The sequence below is a fragment of the Azospirillum brasilense genome, assembly GCF_022023855.1.
Classification (GTDB): domain Bacteria; phylum Pseudomonadota; class Alphaproteobacteria; order Azospirillales; family Azospirillaceae; genus Azospirillum; species Azospirillum brasilense_F.
Genome location: NZ_CP059453.1, coordinates 40235 through 60106, shown reverse-complemented (window position 1 = coordinate 60106; position 19872 = coordinate 40235). Strand labels below are relative to the sequence as shown.

The following is a 19872-nucleotide window of genomic DNA, read 5'->3' as shown; positions in this document are numbered from 1 at the left end:
CGCGGGAACGATCACCATCTGCGGGCTATGGGCTGCGGTTTGCGAATTGTGACCCGCCGAGCGATGAAACGTCTCAACTGTACGTGAGTCCGGTCAAGGAAGAGTGGAAGACCAAGCGTGGAGCAGGACAAGGCAGACGGCGGACAGGATGCCGGGGCCTACCGGCATGCGGACCCGATCACGGACGAGGCGCTCACTTGGTTCGTGACGCTTCTCGACGCGCCCGTGCACCCGGACACCCGAGCCGCCTATCAGGCATGGCGGACCCGCGATCCGCGCCACGCCGCGGCGTTCGACCGCCTGTCGTCGCTTGGGAGCATGCCCGAATTGCAGGCGGCGACGCTCGCCCATCACCCGCAGACCGCCTCTTCGCCGTCGGCCACCCGCTCCGCGACGCGGCGGCGGTCCGGGCGGTTCGGCGGGTGGCGGGCCTCGCTGGCCGCCGCCGCACTGCTGCTGGCCATCGGCGTCCATCTCCAGCCCACATTGGCGCTCCGCCTGACCGCCGACCACCGCACCGCCGCCGGGGAGCGGCAGGAGATCGCCCTGCCCGACCGGTCCCTGCTGATCCTCGACACCGACTCCGCGGTCGCGCTCGATTTCGCCGAGGGCCGGCGCCACGTCCGGCTGCTGCGCGGGCAGGCTTACTTCGACGTGGTCAGCGACCCCGCCCACCCCTTCCGCGTCACCGCCGGCTTCAGCGAGGTGGAGGTGACCGGCACCGCCTTCACCGTGCGGTCGGACGGCGGGCAGGACGCCGTCTTCCTGGAGCGCGGGCGGGTGTCGGTCAGCCGGCGGGAGCCGCCGGGCCAAGCGGTGTTCCTCGTTCCGGGTGACCGGGTGACAGCCACGGTGGACGGCCTGTCGGCGCCCGCCCGCCCGGACCCGGCGGTTGCGCTGGCCTGGAAGGACGGGCGCTGCGTGTTCCACGACCAGCCCTTCGCCGCGATCGTCGACACCATCCGGCGCTACCATGGCGCACCGGTCATCCTGATCGGCGACCGGCTGGCCGGCGCGCGGGTCAGCGGAAACTACCGGCTGGACGATCCCGTCACGGCGATCCGCTCGCTGGCCGACGTCGTGGGCGCCCGCGTGACCGAGCTTCCTGGCGGAGTCATCCTGCTTCGATAGATTTTGACCTTCTTTCAGGATTTTTTTGTGAGACGCCACGCCCCCGTGCGTCTGCCGAAAAGAGGGGGGCACGGTTCATACACCGGTAATCACGCCCCCGCCACCAGCGCAGACGGGAGTTGTGAGGAATGGAAGGCCGGACGGTTTCGACAGGCAAGTTCTTGGTGCGCGCGCGGGGAACCGCCGCCCGGCATCTGATCCTGGCACTGATGGCGACCACCGCGCTCGGCGGCGTCCTGGCCCTCCCCTCCCCGTCCCTGGCCCAGCAGGCCGCTCCCGCCCCTGGCGCCGCGCAGACGATGGCCTTCGCGCTGCCAGCGCAGGCCCTGCCCGCGGCGCTCGACGCCTTCGCGCGCCAGACCGGCTGGCAGATCGGCTATTCCGCCGATCTGGCCGCCGGGCGCAGCTCCCGCCCGGTGTCGGGCAGCATGACGCCCGCCCAGGCGCTCGACACGCTGCTGTCCGGGACGGGCGTCGGCTACCGCACGACCGGCACCGGCTCCGCGACGCTGGTTCCGGCTCCGACCGGCGACATCACGATGCTGGGGCCGGTGTCGGTCACCGCCTCGACCGGCGCCGGCAGCGGAAGCGGCAACATCACCATCACCAAGGAGGACCTGGATCGCAAGAATCCCCGCGACCTCCGCGACGTCTTCTCCGGCGAGCCGACGATCCGCGTGGGCAGTTCCGTGCCGATGTCGCAGAAGGTCTATGTGAACGGCGTCGAGGAAACCAATCTGGCCGTCACCATCGACGGCAGCCGCCAGAACAACAAGGTCTTCCACCACAACGGCACCACACTGATTGACCCGGCGCTGCTGAAGGTGGCGCGCGTGGACGCCGGCGTCGCCCCCGCCGACGCCGGTCCGGGCGCGCTCGCCGGCTCCATCGCCTACGAGACGAAGGACGCCAGCGACTTCCTGGCGAGCGACGGCATCGGCGCCTTCGGCAAGACCACCTTCAACACCAACGGCTCCGGCCTGACCACCAACCTCGCCGGCTTCGGGCGCCACCAGGGGCTGGAGGCGCTGGGCACCGTGACCTACGGCAAGGGCGGCAAATACACCGCGGGCAACGGGCGCAAGGTGGACGGCACCGAGACGGACATGGTCAGCGGCCTCGGCAAGGCGGCGGTGCAGACGGAGAGCGGCCACCGCTTCCAGGCCAGCTACGAGCGGGTCTACGACGACGCGCCGCGCCCCTTCCGCGCGAACATCGGCTCGCTCGCCGGGCGCCCGGCCTGGGAGCCGCGCGTGCGCGACTACACGCTCGACCGCCAGAACATGGTCTTCACCTACACCGACGCCCTGCCGACGGAGCTGTGGAACCCCAAGCTGGTGCTCGCCTACGGCCGCACCGACGTGGAAACGCCGATCTTCACCCGCCCGGTCGGCAGCAGCACCGTGCCGGGGAGCTACCCGGGCAACGGCGCGACCAGCTCCTTCAACGGCAAGCTGGAAAACACCTTCGGCTTCCGGATCGGCACTTTCACGACAGGCACCGACTTCTATGTGGACCGCGCCAACTACCGGGACCGGACGATGACCGCGACCGAGCGGGCGCGCAACAACGGCCTGTACGGTCAGGCCCGGCTGGAGCCGATGGAGCGTCTGCGCCTGTCCTTCGGCCTGCGCGGCGACCGCCAGACCTTCGAGGGGACGACCGGACGGGAATGGACCAACCACGGCCTCAGCCACAACATCTCGGGCGAGTTCGACCTGCTGCCCCGCTACCTGACCGCCAAGGCCGGCGTGTCGCGCGGCTGGGGCGGCGTCCAGATGGCCGAGAACTACATCATGAACCCAGCCTGGAACTACGGCGCCGGTCCGCGCCCGGTGACGGCCACCAACAGCACCGCCGGTCTGGAGGCCCGCTACGAGGGCTTCACCGCGGAAGGCCGGATCTTCCGCACCAAGCTGGACGACGCCCGCGCCGCGCGCTTCGCCGCCACGAGCGCCACCCTCGCCCGCGATGTGCGGTCGGAAGGCTATGAGCTGGGTCTCGGCTATGCCTGGACGAACGGCTTCATCCGCGCCAAATATGCCGACATCGACGTCAAGATCGACGGTCTGCCCGCGGACTCCGACACCGGCACCTACCTCGCCACGCCGATCGGGCAGGTCTTCACCGTCGGCGGCGCCCACACCGTGCAGTCCTGGAACCTGACCTTCGGCGCCGACGTGGAGTTCGTGCTCGACTACGACAAGGTCCAGGCCGGGCAGCGGCCACTGAAGGGCTATCAGACGGCCAACCTGTTCGTGGAGCACCGGCTGCCGGAGCACGCCAACCTGGCGCTGCGCCTCGACGTCCGCAATCTCTTCGACGAGACCTACGCCGACCGCGCCACCTACGGCCAGGAGTTCGGCACCGTCACCCCGCTCTACCAGCCGGGCCGCGCCTTCCTGCTGAGCGCCTCGGCACAGTTCTGATCCCGCGCCGCGGCGGCTGCGGCAAGGTCATGGCCCAGGCGGGCCATGACCGGCCCCCAGTCGCCGGGCGAGTCCTGCCGGTAGAGGCGCATGGTCGGGTACCAGGGGCTGTCGTCGCGCCCGCGGAACCAGCGCCAGCAGGCGTCGGAGCGCGACAGCATCCACACCGGGCGCCCGATCGCGGCCGCGAGGTGGGCGACCGACGTGTCCACAGTGATGACGAGGTCGAGATGCGCCGCGATGGCCGCGGTGTCGGCGAAGTCGGTCGCGCCCGCCATGGGGTCGGTCAGCAGACCCGCCGCGACGGCCGCCCGCGCCCGCTCTGCCGCGTCCCCAACCTGGAGGCTGACCGCCTCGATCCCCGGCACCGACAGCAACGGTTCCATCAGCGCGAAGGGCACACTGCGGCGTCGGTCCATCGCGTGGGATGTGGGGTCGTGGCGCCGCGGGTTGCCCGACCAGACGAATCCCACGCGCAGCGGGCGCTTCCCGGCGGAGTCTCCGGTCTGGTTCCAGCCGAGCCGCTCCGCCCAGGCCGCCACCAGATCGGGGTGCGGCGTGATGTAGGGGGCGCCGGAGGGTATCCCGTCGATGCGCGTGCCGAAGGCGAAGGGCAGGCTCATCAACGGGCAGCACAGGTCGAAACGCGGCAGCGCCGCCGCGTCGTCGTAGGTGGCCAGACGGTCGATGCCCCGCACCGAGGCCAGCAGACGGCGCAGCTCCGGCTGGACGATCAGCAGCACCCGAGCGCCGCGGTCGGCCAGCAGCGGCGCATAGCGGACGAATTGCAGGGTGTCGCCCAGGCCCTGCTCGTAATAGAGGAGGATGGTCTTGCCGGCGATGTCCTCGCCCCGCCACACCGGCTTGCCGGACACCGCCGCGGATTGGCCGGTGTAGTCCCAGCGCCGTTCGTAAAGGGCCAGCCCCTCTTCGAAATCGCCGAGCGCCAGCTTCAGCACCGCCAGCTCGCAGACCGGGTGCGGATGGTCCGGGCGCATAGACTTGGCGGTTTCCAGCGCCGTTTCCGCCTCGTCGAACCGGCCCGCGTCGCGCAGCGCGATCCCCAGATTCAGGAGCGTCTCAAAATGCGCCGGGTCGAGGGCGGCGGCACGACTCAGCCAGGGCACGGCCTCGCCGATCCGGCCATCGGCGGCCAGGGCAGAGCCGAGATTGCCCGGAACGCCGCGCACCGCCGGCTCCAGCGCCAGGGCGCGGGCGAAATGACGGATGGCCCCGTCGCAGCGGCCGGCGGCCTTCAGCGCCGCGCCCAGATTCCCGAGGAAGTCGGTGTTCAGCCCGTCCCGCGCCACCGCGGCGCCGATCAGCGCGACGGCTTCGTCATGACGGCCCTGTTGGCCGGCGACGATGCCCAGCAGGTGCGCGGCGTGGGCCTGCTCCGGATCGGCGTCCAGGATGCGCTGGTAGATGATCGCCGCCTCGTCCAGCCGCCCGGCCTGATGATGGTCGATGGCGACCGCGTAGGCTTCCTCGATCGTCGCCATGCCCCCGCACCCCGCGCTCAGATCATCAAACGGGAAATCGTCGAACGGACCCGCCTTGCAGTAAACCGGAACCGGCGCGGCGCGCAAGCGTCCGCCGGCGTCACGCGCCCTCCTTCTCCGGCGTGGCGGGAGGCAGGCGGATGACGAAGCGCGCACCGCCTGTCCCCTCCCCTCCCTCTTCCAAGGTGATGGTGCCGCCGAGCTGGCTGACCGCGTTGTGGACGATGTGCAGGCCGAGCCCGGCGTGCCCACGGTCGCGGCGCGTGGTGAAGAAGGGATCGAAGATCCGCGTCCGCAGCTCCACCGCGATGCCCCGCCCGTCGTCGTCGACGGTCAGCTCCACGACATCGGCCACGGCCTTGCGGGCGCGGACCGTCACGGTGCCGCACTGCCCATTCCCATCCGCTCCTTCCCTGTCCGCGAACCCATGATTCACCGCGTTCAGCAGCAGGTGCGAGACGATCTGCGCGATCGCCTGCGGGTAACCGTCCATCATCACTCCCGGCGGGCAGTCCACGACGACCCGGTGTTCCGCCGGTTCCCAGAAGGGACCCAGCGCCTCCACCGCCTGCATCAGGCAAAGGCGAAGGTCGAAGCGCCGGCGCTTCTCGCCCGCCGGGTCCACCGCCAGCTCCTTGAAGCGCTGAACCAGTTCCGCCGCGCGGACGGTGTTGTTGACCAGCAGCTCGGACACGTCGCCCATGTCGGTCAGGAAACGTTCCAGCTCGCGGCGGCGCAACTGGCCAGAATCGAGAAGGTGCTTCATCTTCGGCACCTTCTCGCGGATCAGGGTGGAGGTGGTGAGCGTAATGCCGAGCGGCGTGTTGATCTCGTGTGCCACGCCGGCCACCACCTGCCCCAGCGCGGCCAGCTTCTCCGCCTGCACCAGATGGGCCTGGGTCCGCCGCAGCTCCGCCAGGGTCGAATCCGCCTGCTCCTTGGCGCGGCGCAGTTCTTCCTCGCGGCGGTTGATCTCGGCGGCGAAGTGATGGACGGCGCGGGCCATGTCGCCCAGCTCGTCCCGCCGCTCCAAGTCGGTCACCAACCCATCGCGCGGGTCGCGGGCCAGCCGCCGGGTAGCGCCCTGAAGACGGCGCAGGGGCCGGGTGATGCCGCCGGCCACCAGGAGCGCCGCCCCGGCGGCGAACAGCAGGCCGATGGTCGCCCCGATCACCAGCGTGGAGCGCAGCAGGCTGGCGCTGCGCACCGCGCTGTCCTGGAACAGGTCGTTCAGGCGGCGGGCGGTGTTCATCACCGCGGCGGCGTCCATGTCCATCGCGGCGATGGCCCCGTTCTGGCGGGCCAGCCCGTCGGTGGCGCGCTCTAGCCCGTCGCGCCAAGCGGTGATGGCGGCCAGCATCCCGTCCTGGATCAGAGGAGAGATGGGCAGCCCGGCTACCTGGTCGCGCAGCCGCCCGCTGTCGGTGACGACGTCGCGCAGGCTGCGGGGGTCGCGCCGCTCCAGCGCCCTCAGAGTCCGCCCGCTGAGGGTCAGGGCGGTCATGGCGAGCGTCTGGGTCTCCTGCTCCATGGCGTGGGCCGACACGGTGTGGTGCAGAAGCTCTGCCACCTCGTCCTGGACGGCGCTGTAGCCGGTGTCGGCGGCTTTCAGGACCCGTTCGGCGAGCGCGTCGTAGCGGGGCGCCAGTTCCGGAAGCGTCGTCCGGTCCAGCCGTTCGGCCCGCAATCGGGTCAACTCGTCCAGCGCCGTCCCATGGACGGTGTTGGCGGGAAGCGACGCGGCAAGACCCTCGGCGGCTCGCTCCACCCGGTCCAGCCAGAGGGTCAGGGCATCGGGCCGCGCCGCCGCGTTGGGTGTCGACTCGGCTGGCGAGTCGGATGGCTCGGCAATGGCCGCCTCGTCCTTCGCGGCCAGCCGGGCGTTCAGAATCGCTTCCCGCAGCCTGTGCAGGCCGTCCACAAGATCGCGGCTGTCGCGCATCTGCCGGTCGGCCTCGGCCAGGGAGGCGACGAGCGCCGCGTTGGTGACGTGCTGCCGCTGACGCGCCTGTTCGGCCAGAGCGAGCAGCCGCGCTTCCTGCTCCGCCATGCCGCGGGCGCGGGCATCGCTGAAGGTGATCGCGTCGACCAGCTCCTCCAGCCGGGCGGCGTGACGGTCGGACGCGCGGCGGGCGGTCTCCACGGCGTCGGCCTGGATGCCCCGGTCCGCCAGCCCACCCAGCGCGTCCAGCGCCGACCGCGCGCCGTGGGTGGCGCGGCGGAAGGTGACCTCATGGGGAAGCCGGCTTTCCGGGGGGGAATGGATGAAGTCGTTGCGGGCCGCGGTGGCGGCGATCATCTCGCGGTAGACGGTGCCGGCCAGGACCGCGGCCTCGCGCGAACGGCCGGCGCGCTCCAGCAGAATCCAGGCGGTCACCGCGATCAGCGCCGCGATGACCACCGGGATTCCACCCACCGTCGCTATGCGATACGAGATCCTCATCAGGCTCCGCCGGCTGCCGTTCCTCCGAGGGCCGTGAAAGAGGCCGGCGACGGAACATCGCAAAGCTAGCGATAGCACTCTGGAGTTGTCGAGTTCTTTCAATTTTGGCGAAAATTAAAACTAATTTGCGGTAGAGCCGACAATCAGCGGGTGCGGTCGTCCCGGCGTCTCAGTGTCCAGCCCCGCTGGGTGCGGGGCTGGACGAGGTCGGAGCCGCCGTGTCGAGGGCCTGCGCCGCGGCCGGATCGGCCTCGACACGGCGCTTCAGGATCATCAGGCCGAGTGTCGTGACGATGGTCCCGGCGACGATGGCCAGGACATAGGGGCCGAGCGGCGCCACCGCGTTGGGGATCGCCAGCACGAAGACGCCGCCGTGCGGCGCCCGCAACCCGCAGCCGAACCACATCGACAGGGCGCCGGCCACCGCCGACCCGGCCATGGCCGCGGGGATGACGCGCAACGGGTCCTTGGCGGCGAAGGGAATCGCCCCTTCCGTGATGAAGGCGAGGCCGAGCACACCGGCCGCCTTGCCCGCCTCGCGCTCCTGCAGGGTGAAGCGGCTGGGCACGACCATGGTGGCGAGCGCCAGCCCGAGCGGCGGCGTCATGCCCGCAGCCATCACCGCGGCCATCGGCGTGTAGGTGCTGGAGGCCAGAAGCCCGACCGCGAAGGTGTAGGCCGCCTTGTTGACCGGCCCTCCCATGTCCAGCGCCATCATGGCGCCGAGCAGCGCGCCCAGCGCTACCGCGTTGGCCCCGGTCATGCTCTGCAGGAAGGCGGTCAGCCCGTTCATGATCGCGGCGACCGGCGTGCCGATGACGTAGACCATCAGCAGGCCGACCGCCAGGGTGCCCAGAAGCGGGATGATCAGCACCGGCTTCAGCCCCTCCAGATTCTGCGGCAGCCGGATGGTGTCGCGCAGCCAGCGGGCGATGTAGCCGGCCAGGAATCCCGCCACGATGCCGCCCAGGAAGCCGGCCCCGATCTTGGCCGCCAGCATCCCGCCGATGAAGCCTGGGGCGAGGCCGGGCCGGTCGGCGATGGAATAGGCGATGTAGCCCGCCAGCACCGGCACCATCAGCCCGAAGGCGGCCTCCCCGCCGATCTGCATCAGCGCCGCCGGCAGGGTTCCCGGCTCCTTGAAGGCCTCGATGCCGAAGACGAAGGACAGGGCGATGAGCAGACCGCCGGCCACCACGAAGGGCAGCATGAAGGACACGCCGGTCAGCAGATGCTTGTAGGGGCCGGACTGCGTCTCCTTCTGCCGCGTCTTGGCCCCCGACACCGCGTTGGCGTAGGCGGGCGCGGCGACAGCCCCGGCCGCGGCCGGAGCCGGCAGGGCGAGCGCCTCGTCGATCACGCGGGCGGGCTGTTTCAGCGCCTCCCCCACCGAGGTCTTCAGCAGGCGCTTGCCGGCGAAGCGGTCGGTGGCGACGTGCGTGTCGGCGCCGATGATGACGGCCTCGGCTTCGGCGATCTCCTCCTCGGTCAGCGCGTTCTTCGCACCGACCGAGCCCTGGGTCTCGACCTTGATACGGTAGCCCTTGGCCTGGGCGGCCTGCTTCAGTGCCTCCGCCGCCATGAAGGTGTGGGCGATGCCGGTCGGGCAGGCGGTGATGGCGACCAGCAGGCCGGGGCTGCGCACCACGGTGGGAGCCGGTTTCGGGGCGGACTGCGGACGGGCGGCTTCGGGCCGCGCGCCGGGGACATCGGCCAGGGCGTTGCCGATCACCGACTTGGTGTCGCGGATGGCGGCGGCGGTGGAGGTGCGCAGGATCGGCTTGCCGGCGAAGCGGGAATCGTCCACGGCGATGTCGGTGGCCAGGATCACCGCGTCGGCCGCCGCGATGTCGGCGGCGGAGAGCGGCGTCTGCACACCGTTCGACCCCTGGGTCTCCACCGCGATGGCGTGGCCCATCAGCGCGGCGGTGCGGCGCAACGCCTCGGCCGCCATGACGGTGTGGGCGATCCCCGTCGGGCAGGCGGTCACAGCCACGAGCTTTGCCATCGCGATCCCTCCGGCGCTGAAATGCCTTACAATTCCTCCACCCGAACGGCCCGCATCAGCTCGGCGAGGCGCTCCGGCGGCGGCAGTTCGGGGCCGAGGCGGGACAGCGTGCCGGCGGCGAAGGCGGTGCCGCGCCGCGCGCAGTCTTCCAACCCCATGCCCTCCAGCCGGGCGGCAACGACCCCGGCCACCATGGCATCCCCGGCGCCGACCGTGCTGGCGACCTCCACGGGCGGCGGCACGGCGAGCAGCGCGCGGCCGCCCTCCACGAAGACGGCGCCCTCGGCGCCCAGCGACACGACGACGAGCGCGATGCCGGACTCCGACAGCTCGCGCGCCGCGCGCACCACCTCGGCCCGATCCTTCAGCGGGCGGCCCAGCAGCTCGGCCAGCTCCGCCGCGTTCGGCTTCACCATGTCGGGGCGGGCGGCGACGGCGTGGCGCAGCGGCGGGCCGCTGGCGTCCACCACCACGAAGGCGCCGCGCCGGTGCAGGGCGGTGACCATCTCGGCATAGGCGGTGTCCGGCACGCCCGCCGGGACGCTGCCCGACAGAACGAAGGTCCGGTTGGTGACGGCGAGGTCGTCCACCACGGTCAGCAGCCCCCGCCAGCTTTCCGCCGGGACATGCAGGCCCGGCAGGTTGATGTCGGTGACGGAGCGGCCTTCGCGGTCCACCAGCTTGATGTTCACCCGGCTGCGGCCCGGCAGACGCAGGCAGCGGTCGCGGATGCCGCGGCGGCGGAACAGCGCGTCGAACACGGCGGTGTTCTCCTCGCCGAGGAAGCCGGTGACGGTGACGGGTGTGGCGCTGCTGGCCGCGAACGCTCCGGCCAGGAAGGCGGCGACGTTGATGCCCTTGCCGCCGGCGGTCCGCGTCTCGGCGACCGCCCGGTTGACCGCTCCGGCAGCGAAACCCGGCACGTCGAGCGTCTGGTCGATGGCGGCGTTCAGCGTCACGGTGACGACGCCGGGGCGTGGGGTGGACGGTGCGCTCATGACACGCCTCCGGCGTCGGCGAAACGTTGACGGACCAACGCCCGAACCTCGGCCGCGTCGGCGCAGTCCAGCGCCTCGCGGGCGGTGCGCTCGGCGTCGGCCATGGCGATGGCGCGCAGCCGCGCCTTGACGGAGGGAACGGCGGGAATGGCCACGCTCAGCTCCGTGACGCCCAGCCCGGACAGCAGCACCGCCCCCGCCGGGTCGCCGGCCACGCCGCCGCAGGCGCCAACCCAGATTCCGGCGCGGCGGGCGGCGTCCACCGTGCGCTCCACCATGCGCAGGACGGCGGGGTGCAGCCCGTCCGCCTGCGGGGCCAACACCGGATGCAGCCGGTCCATCGCCAGCACATACTGGGTCAGGTCGTTGGTGCCGATGGAGAAGAAGGACACCTCCCGCGCCAGCCGGTCGGCCATCATCACGGCGGACGGCACCTCGATCATGATGCCGAGTTCGACCGGCGGCACATTCAGCTCCCGCCGCACCGCCTCGGTGATCGCCTTGGCGCGCTCCAGCTCCGCCGGGGCGGCGATCATCGGGTACATGATGCGCACCGGCCCTTCCACCGAGGCGCGCAGCATGGCGCGGAGCTGGGTGCGGAACAGGTCCTCCCGCTCGAAGCACAGGCGGATGCCGCGCACGCCCAGGAAGGGGTTGCCCTCCGCCGGCATGCGCAGATAGGGGACGTTCTTGTCGCCGCCGATGTCCAGCGTGCGCAGGATGATCGGCAGCCCGTTCATCGCCCGCACCATGGTCTGGTAGGCGACGAACTGCTCCTCCTCGTCCGGCGGCAGGTCGCGCTGAAGGAACAGGAACTCGGTGCGCATCAGCCCGACGCCCTCGCCGCCCGCCTCCACGGCCTGCACCGCCTCCGCCGGGTCGGAGATGTTGGCGGCGACCTCGACGCGCCGGCCGTCCGTGGTGATGGCCGGCTTGTAGCGGTCGAGCCGCTCGGCCTCCCGCCGCTCGCCCACCTTGATCCGGGCCTCGGCGGCGCGGCCGCGGTCGCGGTCGCTGGGGTCGGCGACCAGCACGCCGCCGTCGCCGTCGAGGATCGCCGCGCGCCCGTTCTCCAGGTCCAGCACCGACGGTCCGGCGGCGACCACCGCGGGAATGTCCAGCGAACGCGCGATGATCGCCGTGTGGGAGGTGGCGCCGCCGCCCGCCGTGCACAGCCCCAGCACCTTGGCCGGATCGAGCTTCGCCGTATCGGACGGCTCCAGATCCTCGGCGAGCAGGATGACGGGATGGTCGGGCAGGGCCGCCACGCTCTCCGTCACCACGGCGAGCAGGCGCAGCACGCGGCGCCCCACGTCGCTGAGGTCGGCGGCCCGTCCGGCCAGCAGCGGGTCGGCGAGCTGGGCGAGCGTGCCGGCGCGCTCCTCATAGACCGCACGCCACGCCCAGCCGGCGCTCTTGCCCTGGTCGATCAGGGCGTGGGCCTCCACGACCATCTCCGGATCGTCGAGAAGCTCCTGATGCGCCTTGAAGATGGCGGCTTTGGCCGCGCCGGCCTTCTTCCAGAACGCCTCGTGCAGGTTGCGCAGGTCGGCGGCGGCGGCGGCGAGCGCCTGATCGAGCCGGCGGTGCTGGGCCTCGGGATCGGGGGCGGTCTCGGCGACCGTCAGCTCCTCGCGCTGAAACTTCCAGACCGGCCCGGTGGAGACGCCGGGGGAGGCGGAGATGCCGGCGATCACCCGCCCGTCGTAATCGAGATCGGCCGGGACGGCCCGCGGGGACGGCTCCTCCGCGGGCGTCGCCACGGGAACAGGCTCGTCCAACCCCGCCTCGAAGGCGGCGCGAATGGCCTGGAGCGCCGCTGCCGCGTCCTCGCCCGAGGCGGTGACGGTCAGCGGCTGACCACCCGACGCGCCGAGGCGCAGCAGGGAAATCAGGCTCTTGGCGTTGGCCGTAGTGCCGCCGTGCCGGACGGCGATTTCGGCGCGGAAGCGCTTGGCGACCTCGACCAGCGCCGTCGCCGGGCGGGCGTGCAGCCCGTGGGGCGAGGGGGCGGTGACCGCTATGGAGTCCCCATCGATGGGAACCGCGACCGGTTCACTCACGGGCGCGGCGGTTGCCTCGCCGTTCAGAACGGCCATGATGGCGCGCGGGTCGCCCGTGCCGCCCAGCCGCGCGGCCTCCGCGGGATCGCCTAAAACGCCGGTCAGCCGTTGCAGCACGGCGATGTGCTCGTCCGACTTGGCGGCAATGCCGACGACCAGCCGCGCCGGTTCCCCGCCGCCCCAATCCACGCCCTGGGGGAACTGCACGACGACCACGCCGGTCCGCCGCACCAGATCGCGCGCGTCGGGAAGCCCGTGGGGGATGGCGATGCCGCTGCCGAGATAGGTGCCGGACACCGCCTCGCGGCCCAGCATGCTGTCGATGTAACCGGGGTCAATCAAGCCGCTGTCGACCATCGCCCTTCCGGCGATGCGGATGGCCTCCGTCTTATCCGGCGCGGAGAGCCCAAGGCACACCTGCGATTCGGAGACCTGAAGCATCGCCCGTCCTCCCCCACGCGGAGTCCGTGCGCGGGGCCGGACTCGTCCTTGGAGGAGAGTAACGCATCAGTCGCAGCGACGTTCCGGGACAGATTCGCGCAGGGCGCCGCCGCGCCCATGGGCCAGCATGGCGGTGACGCGGGCGACCAGCGCCGTGGTCTCGAAGGGCTTCTGGAGCACCTCGCAGCCCGGCTCCAGGATGCCGGTGCCAAGTGTGGCGTCGTAGGCGTAGCCAGTCATGAACAGCACGCCCAACTCGGGCCGCCGCTCATGCACCGCCTCGGCCAGTTGCCGCCCGTTCATGCCGGGCAGTCCCACGTCGGTCACCACCAGATCGGCGCGCAGACCACCGTCCAGCAGTTCCAGCGCCTCCGTCCCGTCCGACGCCTCGATCACGTCCAGCCCGGCGTCCTCCAGCGCCTGCACTGCGACCATGCGGACCAGCGCCTCATCCTCCACCAGCAGCACGGTTCCGGCGGTGTTGTCCATCGCGGCGGCGTCGGCAGGCTCCGCGGCGATCCCCGGTGGAAGGCCAACGCTCTCCTCCCCGTCGCAGCGCGGCAGGTAGAGTCGCACGGCGGTGCCCCGTCCGGCCTCGCTGTCGATGCGCACCAGCCCGTGCGACTGGCTGACGAAGCCATAGACCTGCGAGAGACCCAGCCCTGTCCCCTGCCCGATCGGTTTGGTGGTGAAGAAGGGATCGAAGGCGCGCTTGATGATGTCGGGCGGCATGCCCATGCCGGTGTCGGTGACGGTCAGGACCACATAATCGCCGGGCGCCGCGCCGGAGGCGTCGCCCGCCACGTCGGCCGCCGTCAGATGGGCGTTGGCGGCGGTGATCGTGATGCGCCCGCCGTCCGGCATGGCGTCGCGGGCGTTCACCACCAGATTCAGCAGGGCGATCTCCAACTGGTTGGAATCGCACCAAGCCGCCCAAGCGTCCGGTGGGCAATCGGTCGCGATGGACACCTGTTCGCCGACCGTGCGGCGCAGCAGGTCCTCCATCCCCTGGACCAGCACGCAGGGCTCCGTCGCGTCGGGGCGCAGCGGCTGCCGCCGGGCGAAGGCGAGAAGGCGCTGCGTCAGCCCGGCGGCGCGGGTCGCCCCGACCTTCGCGTGGGAGGCATAGTCGCGCAGGTCCGCCCGCTCCGCCGTGTCCAATCGGGAGAGCAGCAGTTCCAGATTGCCAGAGATCGCCGTCAGCAGGTTGTTGAAGTCGTGGGCGATGCCGCCGGTGAGCTGGCCCAGCGCGTCCATCTTCTGAGAATGGCGCAGGGCCTCCTCCGCACGCTCGCGCTCCGCCTCGGCGCGCAGGCGGGCGGAGACGTCGACCACGGCGGCCATGGTGCGCAGGAAACCCCCCCGCCCGTCCCGCTCGATCCGGGCGGAGACCAGCACGTCGGCGACCTCCCCCGACCGCTTGACCAGCCGATAGGGCATGTCCTGGAAAGCCCCGAGCCGCAGCAGCTCCGGCCAGCGGTGCTCCCGGTGCTCCCGCGCGACGTCCGGCGGCATGAACTCGGCGATGTTGCGGCCGAGCACCTGGCCCCGGCTCTCGTAGCCCATGAACTCCAGCCAGCGGTCGCTGACGCTCAGCAGCCGGCCCTCGGCATCCAGGGAGTGCAGCGGCACCGGCGTCTTGGCGTAGAGCGCGCTGAGGTCGGCCTGGGCGCGCTGCCGCTCCGCCACCTCGCCCAGCAGCCGGCGATTGGCGGCCACCAGCTCCGCCGTGCGCTCGGCCACCTGCCGCTCCAGATCCTCGCGGGCGTCGGCCTGGGCGGCGCGGGCCTTCACCGCGTCGTCGATGTCGGTGCAGGTGCCGAACCAGCGGGTGATCCGCCCGTCCCCGTCGCGCAGCGGCACCGCCCGCCCCAGGAACCAGCGGTACCGCCCCCCGGCCTCGCGCAGCCGGTACTCGACCTCGTAGAAATCGCCCGACCGCACCGCGGCGGTCCACAGGGCGGCGGTCCGCGCCCGGTCGTCCGGATGGACCACCTCCATCCAGGCGGTGCCGGTCATCGCCTCCGGCCGGGTGCCGGTGTAGGCGAACCAATGCAGGTTGTAATAATCGGGAAGCCCGTCCGGCGGGGCCGACCAGACGAGCTGCGGCATGCTTTCCGCGATGGCGCGGAACTTGGCCTCACTGTCGCGCAGCGCGATTTCCGAGGCGCGGCGGTCGGTGATGTCGCGCACCACCACCGAATAGGCGGCCGGCGCACCCGTGGCATCGCGCGCCACGGTCAGCACCGTGGAGCCGAAGAAGCGCCGCCCGTCCCGCGCCGCGTGGATCCATTCGACCTCGCAGCGCTCCTTCTCCGCCACCCCGGCCAGCAGGCCGCGGATGTTCTCCGCGCAACGCTCCTCCGGCGCGAAGAGCAGCGACAGCGGGTGGCCCAGCGCCTCCTCCTCCGTGTGGCCGAAAAGGCGGCGGCTGCCCTCGTTCCACGAGGTGATGCGGCCTTCCAGATCCAGCGTGACGATGGCGTAGTCGCGGATGTCGTCGATGGCCTGCCGCAGCCGGCGCAGATTCTCCTCGGCCTGCCGCCGCTCGGCCAGGGTGCGGGCCTCCAGGATCGCCCGCTCCACCGCGGCGGGCAGATGGGCCAGCCGCTGCTTCAGCACATAGTCGCGAGCCCCCATCTTCAGGGCCGACACCGCCGTCTCCTCCCCCATGCGCCCGGACAGGAACAGGAAGGGGATTTCCGGGGCGTGGGCCCTGGCAATGCCCAGCGCCTCCAGCCCGTCGAAATCGGGCAGGGAGAAATCGGCCAGAATCAGGTCGAAGTGCCGCCCGTCCACCGCCGCCTTGACCAGCGCGGCCTCGAAAGCCGCGCGGGTGTCCACGCGGGTCACCTCGCAGGAGATTCCCGCCTTCCGCAGGCGCGCGCAGGCCAGCTCGCAGTCCAGCGGGCTGTCTTCCAGATGCAGGATGGTCACCGCGGAGGGCATTCCGGAGGGCATTCCTTCAGGCGCCTTTTCCCGCAGGTGGGGTTCCCGCCGGACGGCGGGCGCAGCCGACCGGGGGTTCATTCAGGATCGCCCAGAAGGCGCCCAGGTCGCGGATCGCCTGGAAGAAGGCCTTGAAGTCCACCGGCTTCACCACGAAGGCGTTCACGCCCAGCTTGTAGCTGCGCACGAGGTCGCTCTCCTCGCGCGACGCGGTGAGCATCACGATGGGGACGTGCCGGGTCTCGGGGTCGCTCTTCACCCGCTCCAGCACCTCCAGCCCGTCGATCTTCGGCAGCTTGAGGTCGAGCAGGACGACGGCGGGAAGCTGGGTCGGCTTCCCGGTTTCAGGATCGCGGCGGGTCAGCATCCGCAGCGCCTCCTCGCCGTCGCGGGCGACGATGACGTCGTTGGCGAGCTGGCATTTCTCCAGCGCCGCCAAGGTCAGCTCCAGGTCCCGCGGATTGTCCTCAACCAGCAGGATGGGTTTCAGGTCACTCATCAAGATCTCGCAGATCCGGTTTCGCCGTCCCGGCCTTCGGCAGCGTGAAGTAGAAGATGGCCCCCTTGTCGAGCCGCCCGTCGGCCCAGGTCCGCCCGCCATGGCGGTCCACGGCGCGGCGCACGTTGGCCAGACCGATGCCGATGCCTTCGAATTCCTCGTTGCGGTGCAGCCGTTGGAAGACCCCGAACAGCTTCTTCTCGTAAGCCTGATTGAAGCCGACCCCGTTGTCCCTGACGAAGAAGAGGGTTTCGGTGGGCCGGTCCTCGCAACCCACGGCGATGCGCGCCGGTTCCCGGCCACGGGAGTATTTGATGGCGTTCGACAGAAGATTTTGCAGAACCAGCCGCATCATCACGGGATCGCCGCGCACCGTGGGCAGCGGGGCGATGTCCCAGTCGATGGCCCGCCCGGCGGTGTCGGGGGCCAACGTCTCCCGCACCTCCGCCACCAGGGCGTTCATGTCCACCGAGACGGGGGCCAGCTCGCTGCGCCCCATCTGCGAGAAGTGCAGCAGATTGTCCACCAGAGTCCCGGCGCTGTTGGCCGCGTCCACGATAACGTCCAGATAACGCTTCCCGGTGGCGCTCAACTGCTCCGACTCCAGCTCCTGCAACAGTTCGGCGTAACCGACGATGTGGCGGAATGGCGCGCGCAGGTCATGGGAGACGGAGTAGGAGAAGGACTCCAGCTCCTTGTTGGAGCGTGCCAACTCCCGCGACAGGGCGGCCAGTTCCTCCGCCTTGCGCAGGACGATGCCGATGACGGCGTGGCGCAACGCCGCGGCGGTGTCGCGCTCCGCCGCGGTCCAGGGCAGCGCGCGGTGGCGCACCGTCTCCTTCCAGGTTTCGAAGGAGGCGCGCGGGGTCAGCCCCCGGCCATCGTGGTCGAGCGGCTTGCGCGGATCGCCGCCCCAGCGGACGGTGCGCACCACCTCGGACCGGAACCACAGCACGTAGCTGGCGTGCAGCTTCGACACGGCGATGGCCAGCAACCCCGCCGCCTTGCCTCCGAAATCGGCCGCAGCCGGGTAGAGGGCGGGCAGGCTGTCGGTCTCGAACTGCTCCGGCTCGCCCTGGCCGGCCAGCCAATCCACGAGGCCGCGCACCTGCTCTTCCGTCGGGGTGTCGCCGACCAGCGTGCAGCGCCGTTCGAAGACGACGGCGGCCCCGCTGGCGTTGGCGAAGCGCAGCAGGTCGTCGGGATGCTCGGTCAGGCCCGCGATGAAGGGATCGGCCTGGGCCATGGCAGCCAGCAGCCGCGCCTGGATGGCCTGCAGGGCGATGCGGTGCTCCGCGTCGCGCCGGTCCTCCACCGCGGCGATGCGCACCGACAGGACCTGCGCGATCAGGTCGCAGGCCGAGCGCACGGCGTAGGACACCGCCTTCGGCTCGTGGTGGTGGCAGGAGACCAGCCCCCAGAGGGCTCCGTGCAGCAGGATCGACACCGACATGGAGGAGGCGGTTTCCATGTTCCGCATGTATTGCACATGCACCGGCGACACGCTGCGCAGGACGGAGAAGCTGAGGTCCAGCGGCGGCGCCCCTTGGGGGACCGGCGGCAGCGCGACCAGCGGCACCGGGGCGTAGCCGGCGTCGGGGATCAGCCGCTGGCGGTTCAGCCGGTACAGCTCGCGCGCCTGGGTGGGGATGTCGGAGGCGGGAAAGCGCAGGTCCATGTAGGAGGGCAGCCGCCCGTTCCCGTCCTCCGCCACCACCGTGCCGTGCCAGTCGGCGTCGAAGCGGTAGATCAGCACGCGGTCGAAGCCGGTCAGCGCGCGGACCTCCTGCGCGGCGCAGCTCAGAAGGTCGGTCGGCGCGTTCAGCGCGTCCAGCCGCTCCAGCGCCTCGCGCATGCGCGGGTAGACGTGGTCGAGGAGGTCGGTCTCCAGCCCGTCCAGCCGCTCCAGTTCCAGGATCACCACGCGGTTGCCCGCCGCGTCATCGACGGCGTGGGCGAGAAGCTGATGACGGCCGGCACCGGGCAGTTCGGTCAAGGCGACCGGCACCGGGCGGGAGGGAACCGGACCGGCGGCGAGGAAGGAGCGGACTGCGGCGGCGATCTGCGGGTGCAGCGCCCGTTCCAACGGCTGACCCAACGCCTGCACCAGCGGCAGCGACAGCGCCGGCGCGGCGTTGGCGCTGGCTTGGATCAGGGTGTCGCCGACGTCGCTTCCGGAGAAGGCCAACAGCATGCCGTGAGGCTGGATGCTGCCGGGGCGATGAATCGGTTCCCGGCTGCAGGCGTCGAGGTCCAAATCACCAACAGTCATGGCGCTGATCCTCGCGGCAGCGTTCATTCCGAAAACAAAGACAATCCAATAGGTCGCTCCTTAATGCCCTGCTCGCCGTCCGGTCTATTCGATGATTCCAGATAATGTCGAATGTTTGACGTGGCGGGCATCTCTTTGGTTATCAACGGCGGGGGACTGAGACAATACCACTTCAGAACAAGGTCATAAGCGATTGGTCATATAGATTGCCTTTCGCTGCCCGCAACGTGGGAAGAGGGGGTAGGACAGGATACGGGACATCGCGCGAGGCGGATCCATGCGGTTGGAACTTTTAGACCGGATCGCGTAAAATTCGCTCCGAAGCTTCGGGCGGAACCGGAACGGGTCCGGCGGACGGAAGGCGGGCAGGAGTGCATCGGAACGGAATCGACGCCGCGCGGCTGGGCACCGCGCGCTGCAGCAGCTGCGCCATCCGGGACCTCGTCCTGTTCGGCGACCTGCGCGACCAGGATTTCGACCTGATCCACATTCCCATCGACGAGTTGCGCTTCCAGCCCGGCGCCACGCTCTACAGCACGGGGGACGAGGGCGGCTCCCTCTACACGATCCGCAGCGGGCTGGTGAAGCTGGTCCAGTTCCTCCCCGACGGGACGCAGCGCATCGTCCGGCTACTCCGCCGGGGCGCCGTGGCCGGGCTGGAGGTGCTGGTCGGCAAGCCCTACGAGCACACCGCCGTCGTGCTTCAGGAGGCCGAGACCTGCCGCCTGCCGCGGGCCGTGGTCGAGAGGCTGAGCAAGGAGACGCCGCGCCTGCACGCCCGCTTGATGGAGCGCTGGTACCAATCCCTGCACCAGGCCGACGAGTGGCTGACCGAGCTGTCCACCGGCAGCGCCCGGCGGCGGCTGGCCCGGCTGTTCCTGAAGCTTGCCGCCGATGCTCCGAGCAAGCCGGTCCTGCTGTCGGGCCGCGAGGATCTGGGCGCCATGCTCGGCGTCGGGATGGAGACGGCCAGCCGCACCATCGCCGAGTTCAAGCGCGCGGGCTTGGTGGTCGAGCAGGCGCCGAACGTCTTCGTCTGCGACCTGTCCGCGCTGGAGGCGGTGGTGCTGGACGGGTAGAGGAGCTTGCCCCCACCCCAGCCCTCCTCCGACAAAAATCGCCACCCAACCCCCGTCC

At 71.0% G+C, this 19872-nt stretch carries 11 protein-coding genes; 3 read left to right on the top strand and 8 right to left on the bottom strand.

Annotation, left to right across the window (positions count from 1 at the left end):
- Positions 1-117 precede the first annotated feature (117 nt).
- Together H1Q64_RS30010 and H1Q64_RS30005 are read left to right on the top strand one after the other, a co-directional pair.
- Positions 118-1131 carry a FecR family protein gene (locus H1Q64_RS30010; protein WP_237908000.1) on the top strand — a complete coding sequence of 338 codons (1014 nt, stop codon included), beginning with the start codon at positions 118-120 and terminating at the stop codon, positions 1129-1131.
- 128 nt (positions 1132-1259) lie between these two features.
- A complete protein-coding gene (locus tag H1Q64_RS30005) occupies positions 1260-3560 on the top strand; it encodes a TonB-dependent receptor (protein WP_237907999.1) in 2301 nt (766 codons plus the stop codon).
- Here the strand turns inward: H1Q64_RS30005 and H1Q64_RS30000 are convergent.
- The 8 genes from H1Q64_RS30000 to H1Q64_RS29965 form a co-directional block, all read right to left on the bottom strand.
- Positions 3512-5062 carry a tetratricopeptide repeat protein gene (locus H1Q64_RS30000; protein ID WP_237907998.1) on the bottom strand — a complete coding sequence of 517 codons (1551 nt, stop codon included), beginning with the start codon at positions 5060-5062 and terminating at the stop codon, positions 3512-3514. The genes H1Q64_RS30005 and H1Q64_RS30000 overlap by 49 nt on opposite strands.
- 100 nt (positions 5063-5162) lie before the next feature.
- Positions 5163-7505, bottom strand: a complete 2343-nt coding sequence (locus H1Q64_RS29995; RefSeq protein WP_237907997.1) for a sensor histidine kinase — start codon at positions 7503-7505, stop codon at positions 5163-5165.
- A gap of 169 nt (positions 7506-7674) precedes the next feature.
- On the bottom strand, positions 7675-9513 hold the full coding sequence (locus tag H1Q64_RS29990; RefSeq protein ID WP_237907996.1) for a PTS fructose-like transporter subunit IIB: 1839 nt from the start codon (positions 9511-9513) through the stop codon (positions 7675-7677).
- Positions 9514-9539: 26 nt separating this feature from the next.
- Complete coding sequence (gene pfkB, locus H1Q64_RS29985) at positions 9540-10511, bottom strand: 1-phosphofructokinase (protein ID WP_237907995.1); 972 nt, start codon at positions 10509-10511, stop codon at positions 9540-9542.
- Positions 10508-13015, bottom strand: a complete 2508-nt coding sequence (gene ptsP / locus H1Q64_RS29980; protein ID WP_237907994.1) for a phosphoenolpyruvate--protein phosphotransferase — start codon at positions 13013-13015, stop codon at positions 10508-10510. Before ptsP ends, pfkB begins: the two co-directional genes overlap by 4 nt.
- A 66-nt stretch (positions 13016-13081) precedes the next feature.
- Complete coding sequence (locus H1Q64_RS29975; RefSeq protein WP_237907993.1) at positions 13082-15964, bottom strand: PAS domain S-box protein; 2883 nt, start codon at positions 15962-15964, stop codon at positions 13082-13084.
- Between the two features lie 16 nt (positions 15965-15980).
- Positions 15981-16463 (bottom strand): response regulator, encoded by a 483-nt coding sequence (locus H1Q64_RS29970; protein ID WP_237907992.1) that lies wholly within the window; start codon positions 16461-16463, stop codon positions 15981-15983.
- A complete protein-coding gene (locus H1Q64_RS29965) occupies positions 16456-18735 on the bottom strand; it encodes an ATP-binding protein (RefSeq protein ID WP_237907991.1) in 2280 nt (759 codons plus the stop codon). Before H1Q64_RS29965 ends, H1Q64_RS29970 begins: the two co-directional genes overlap by 8 nt.
- A gap of 371 nt (positions 18736-19106) precedes the next feature.
- On the opposite strand from H1Q64_RS29965, the gene H1Q64_RS29960 reads away from it, so the two are divergent.
- Positions 19107-19814 (top strand): Crp/Fnr family transcriptional regulator, encoded by a 708-nt coding sequence (locus tag H1Q64_RS29960; protein ID WP_237907990.1) that lies wholly within the window; start codon positions 19107-19109, stop codon positions 19812-19814.
- The last annotated feature ends 58 nt before the right edge of the window (positions 19815-19872 follow it).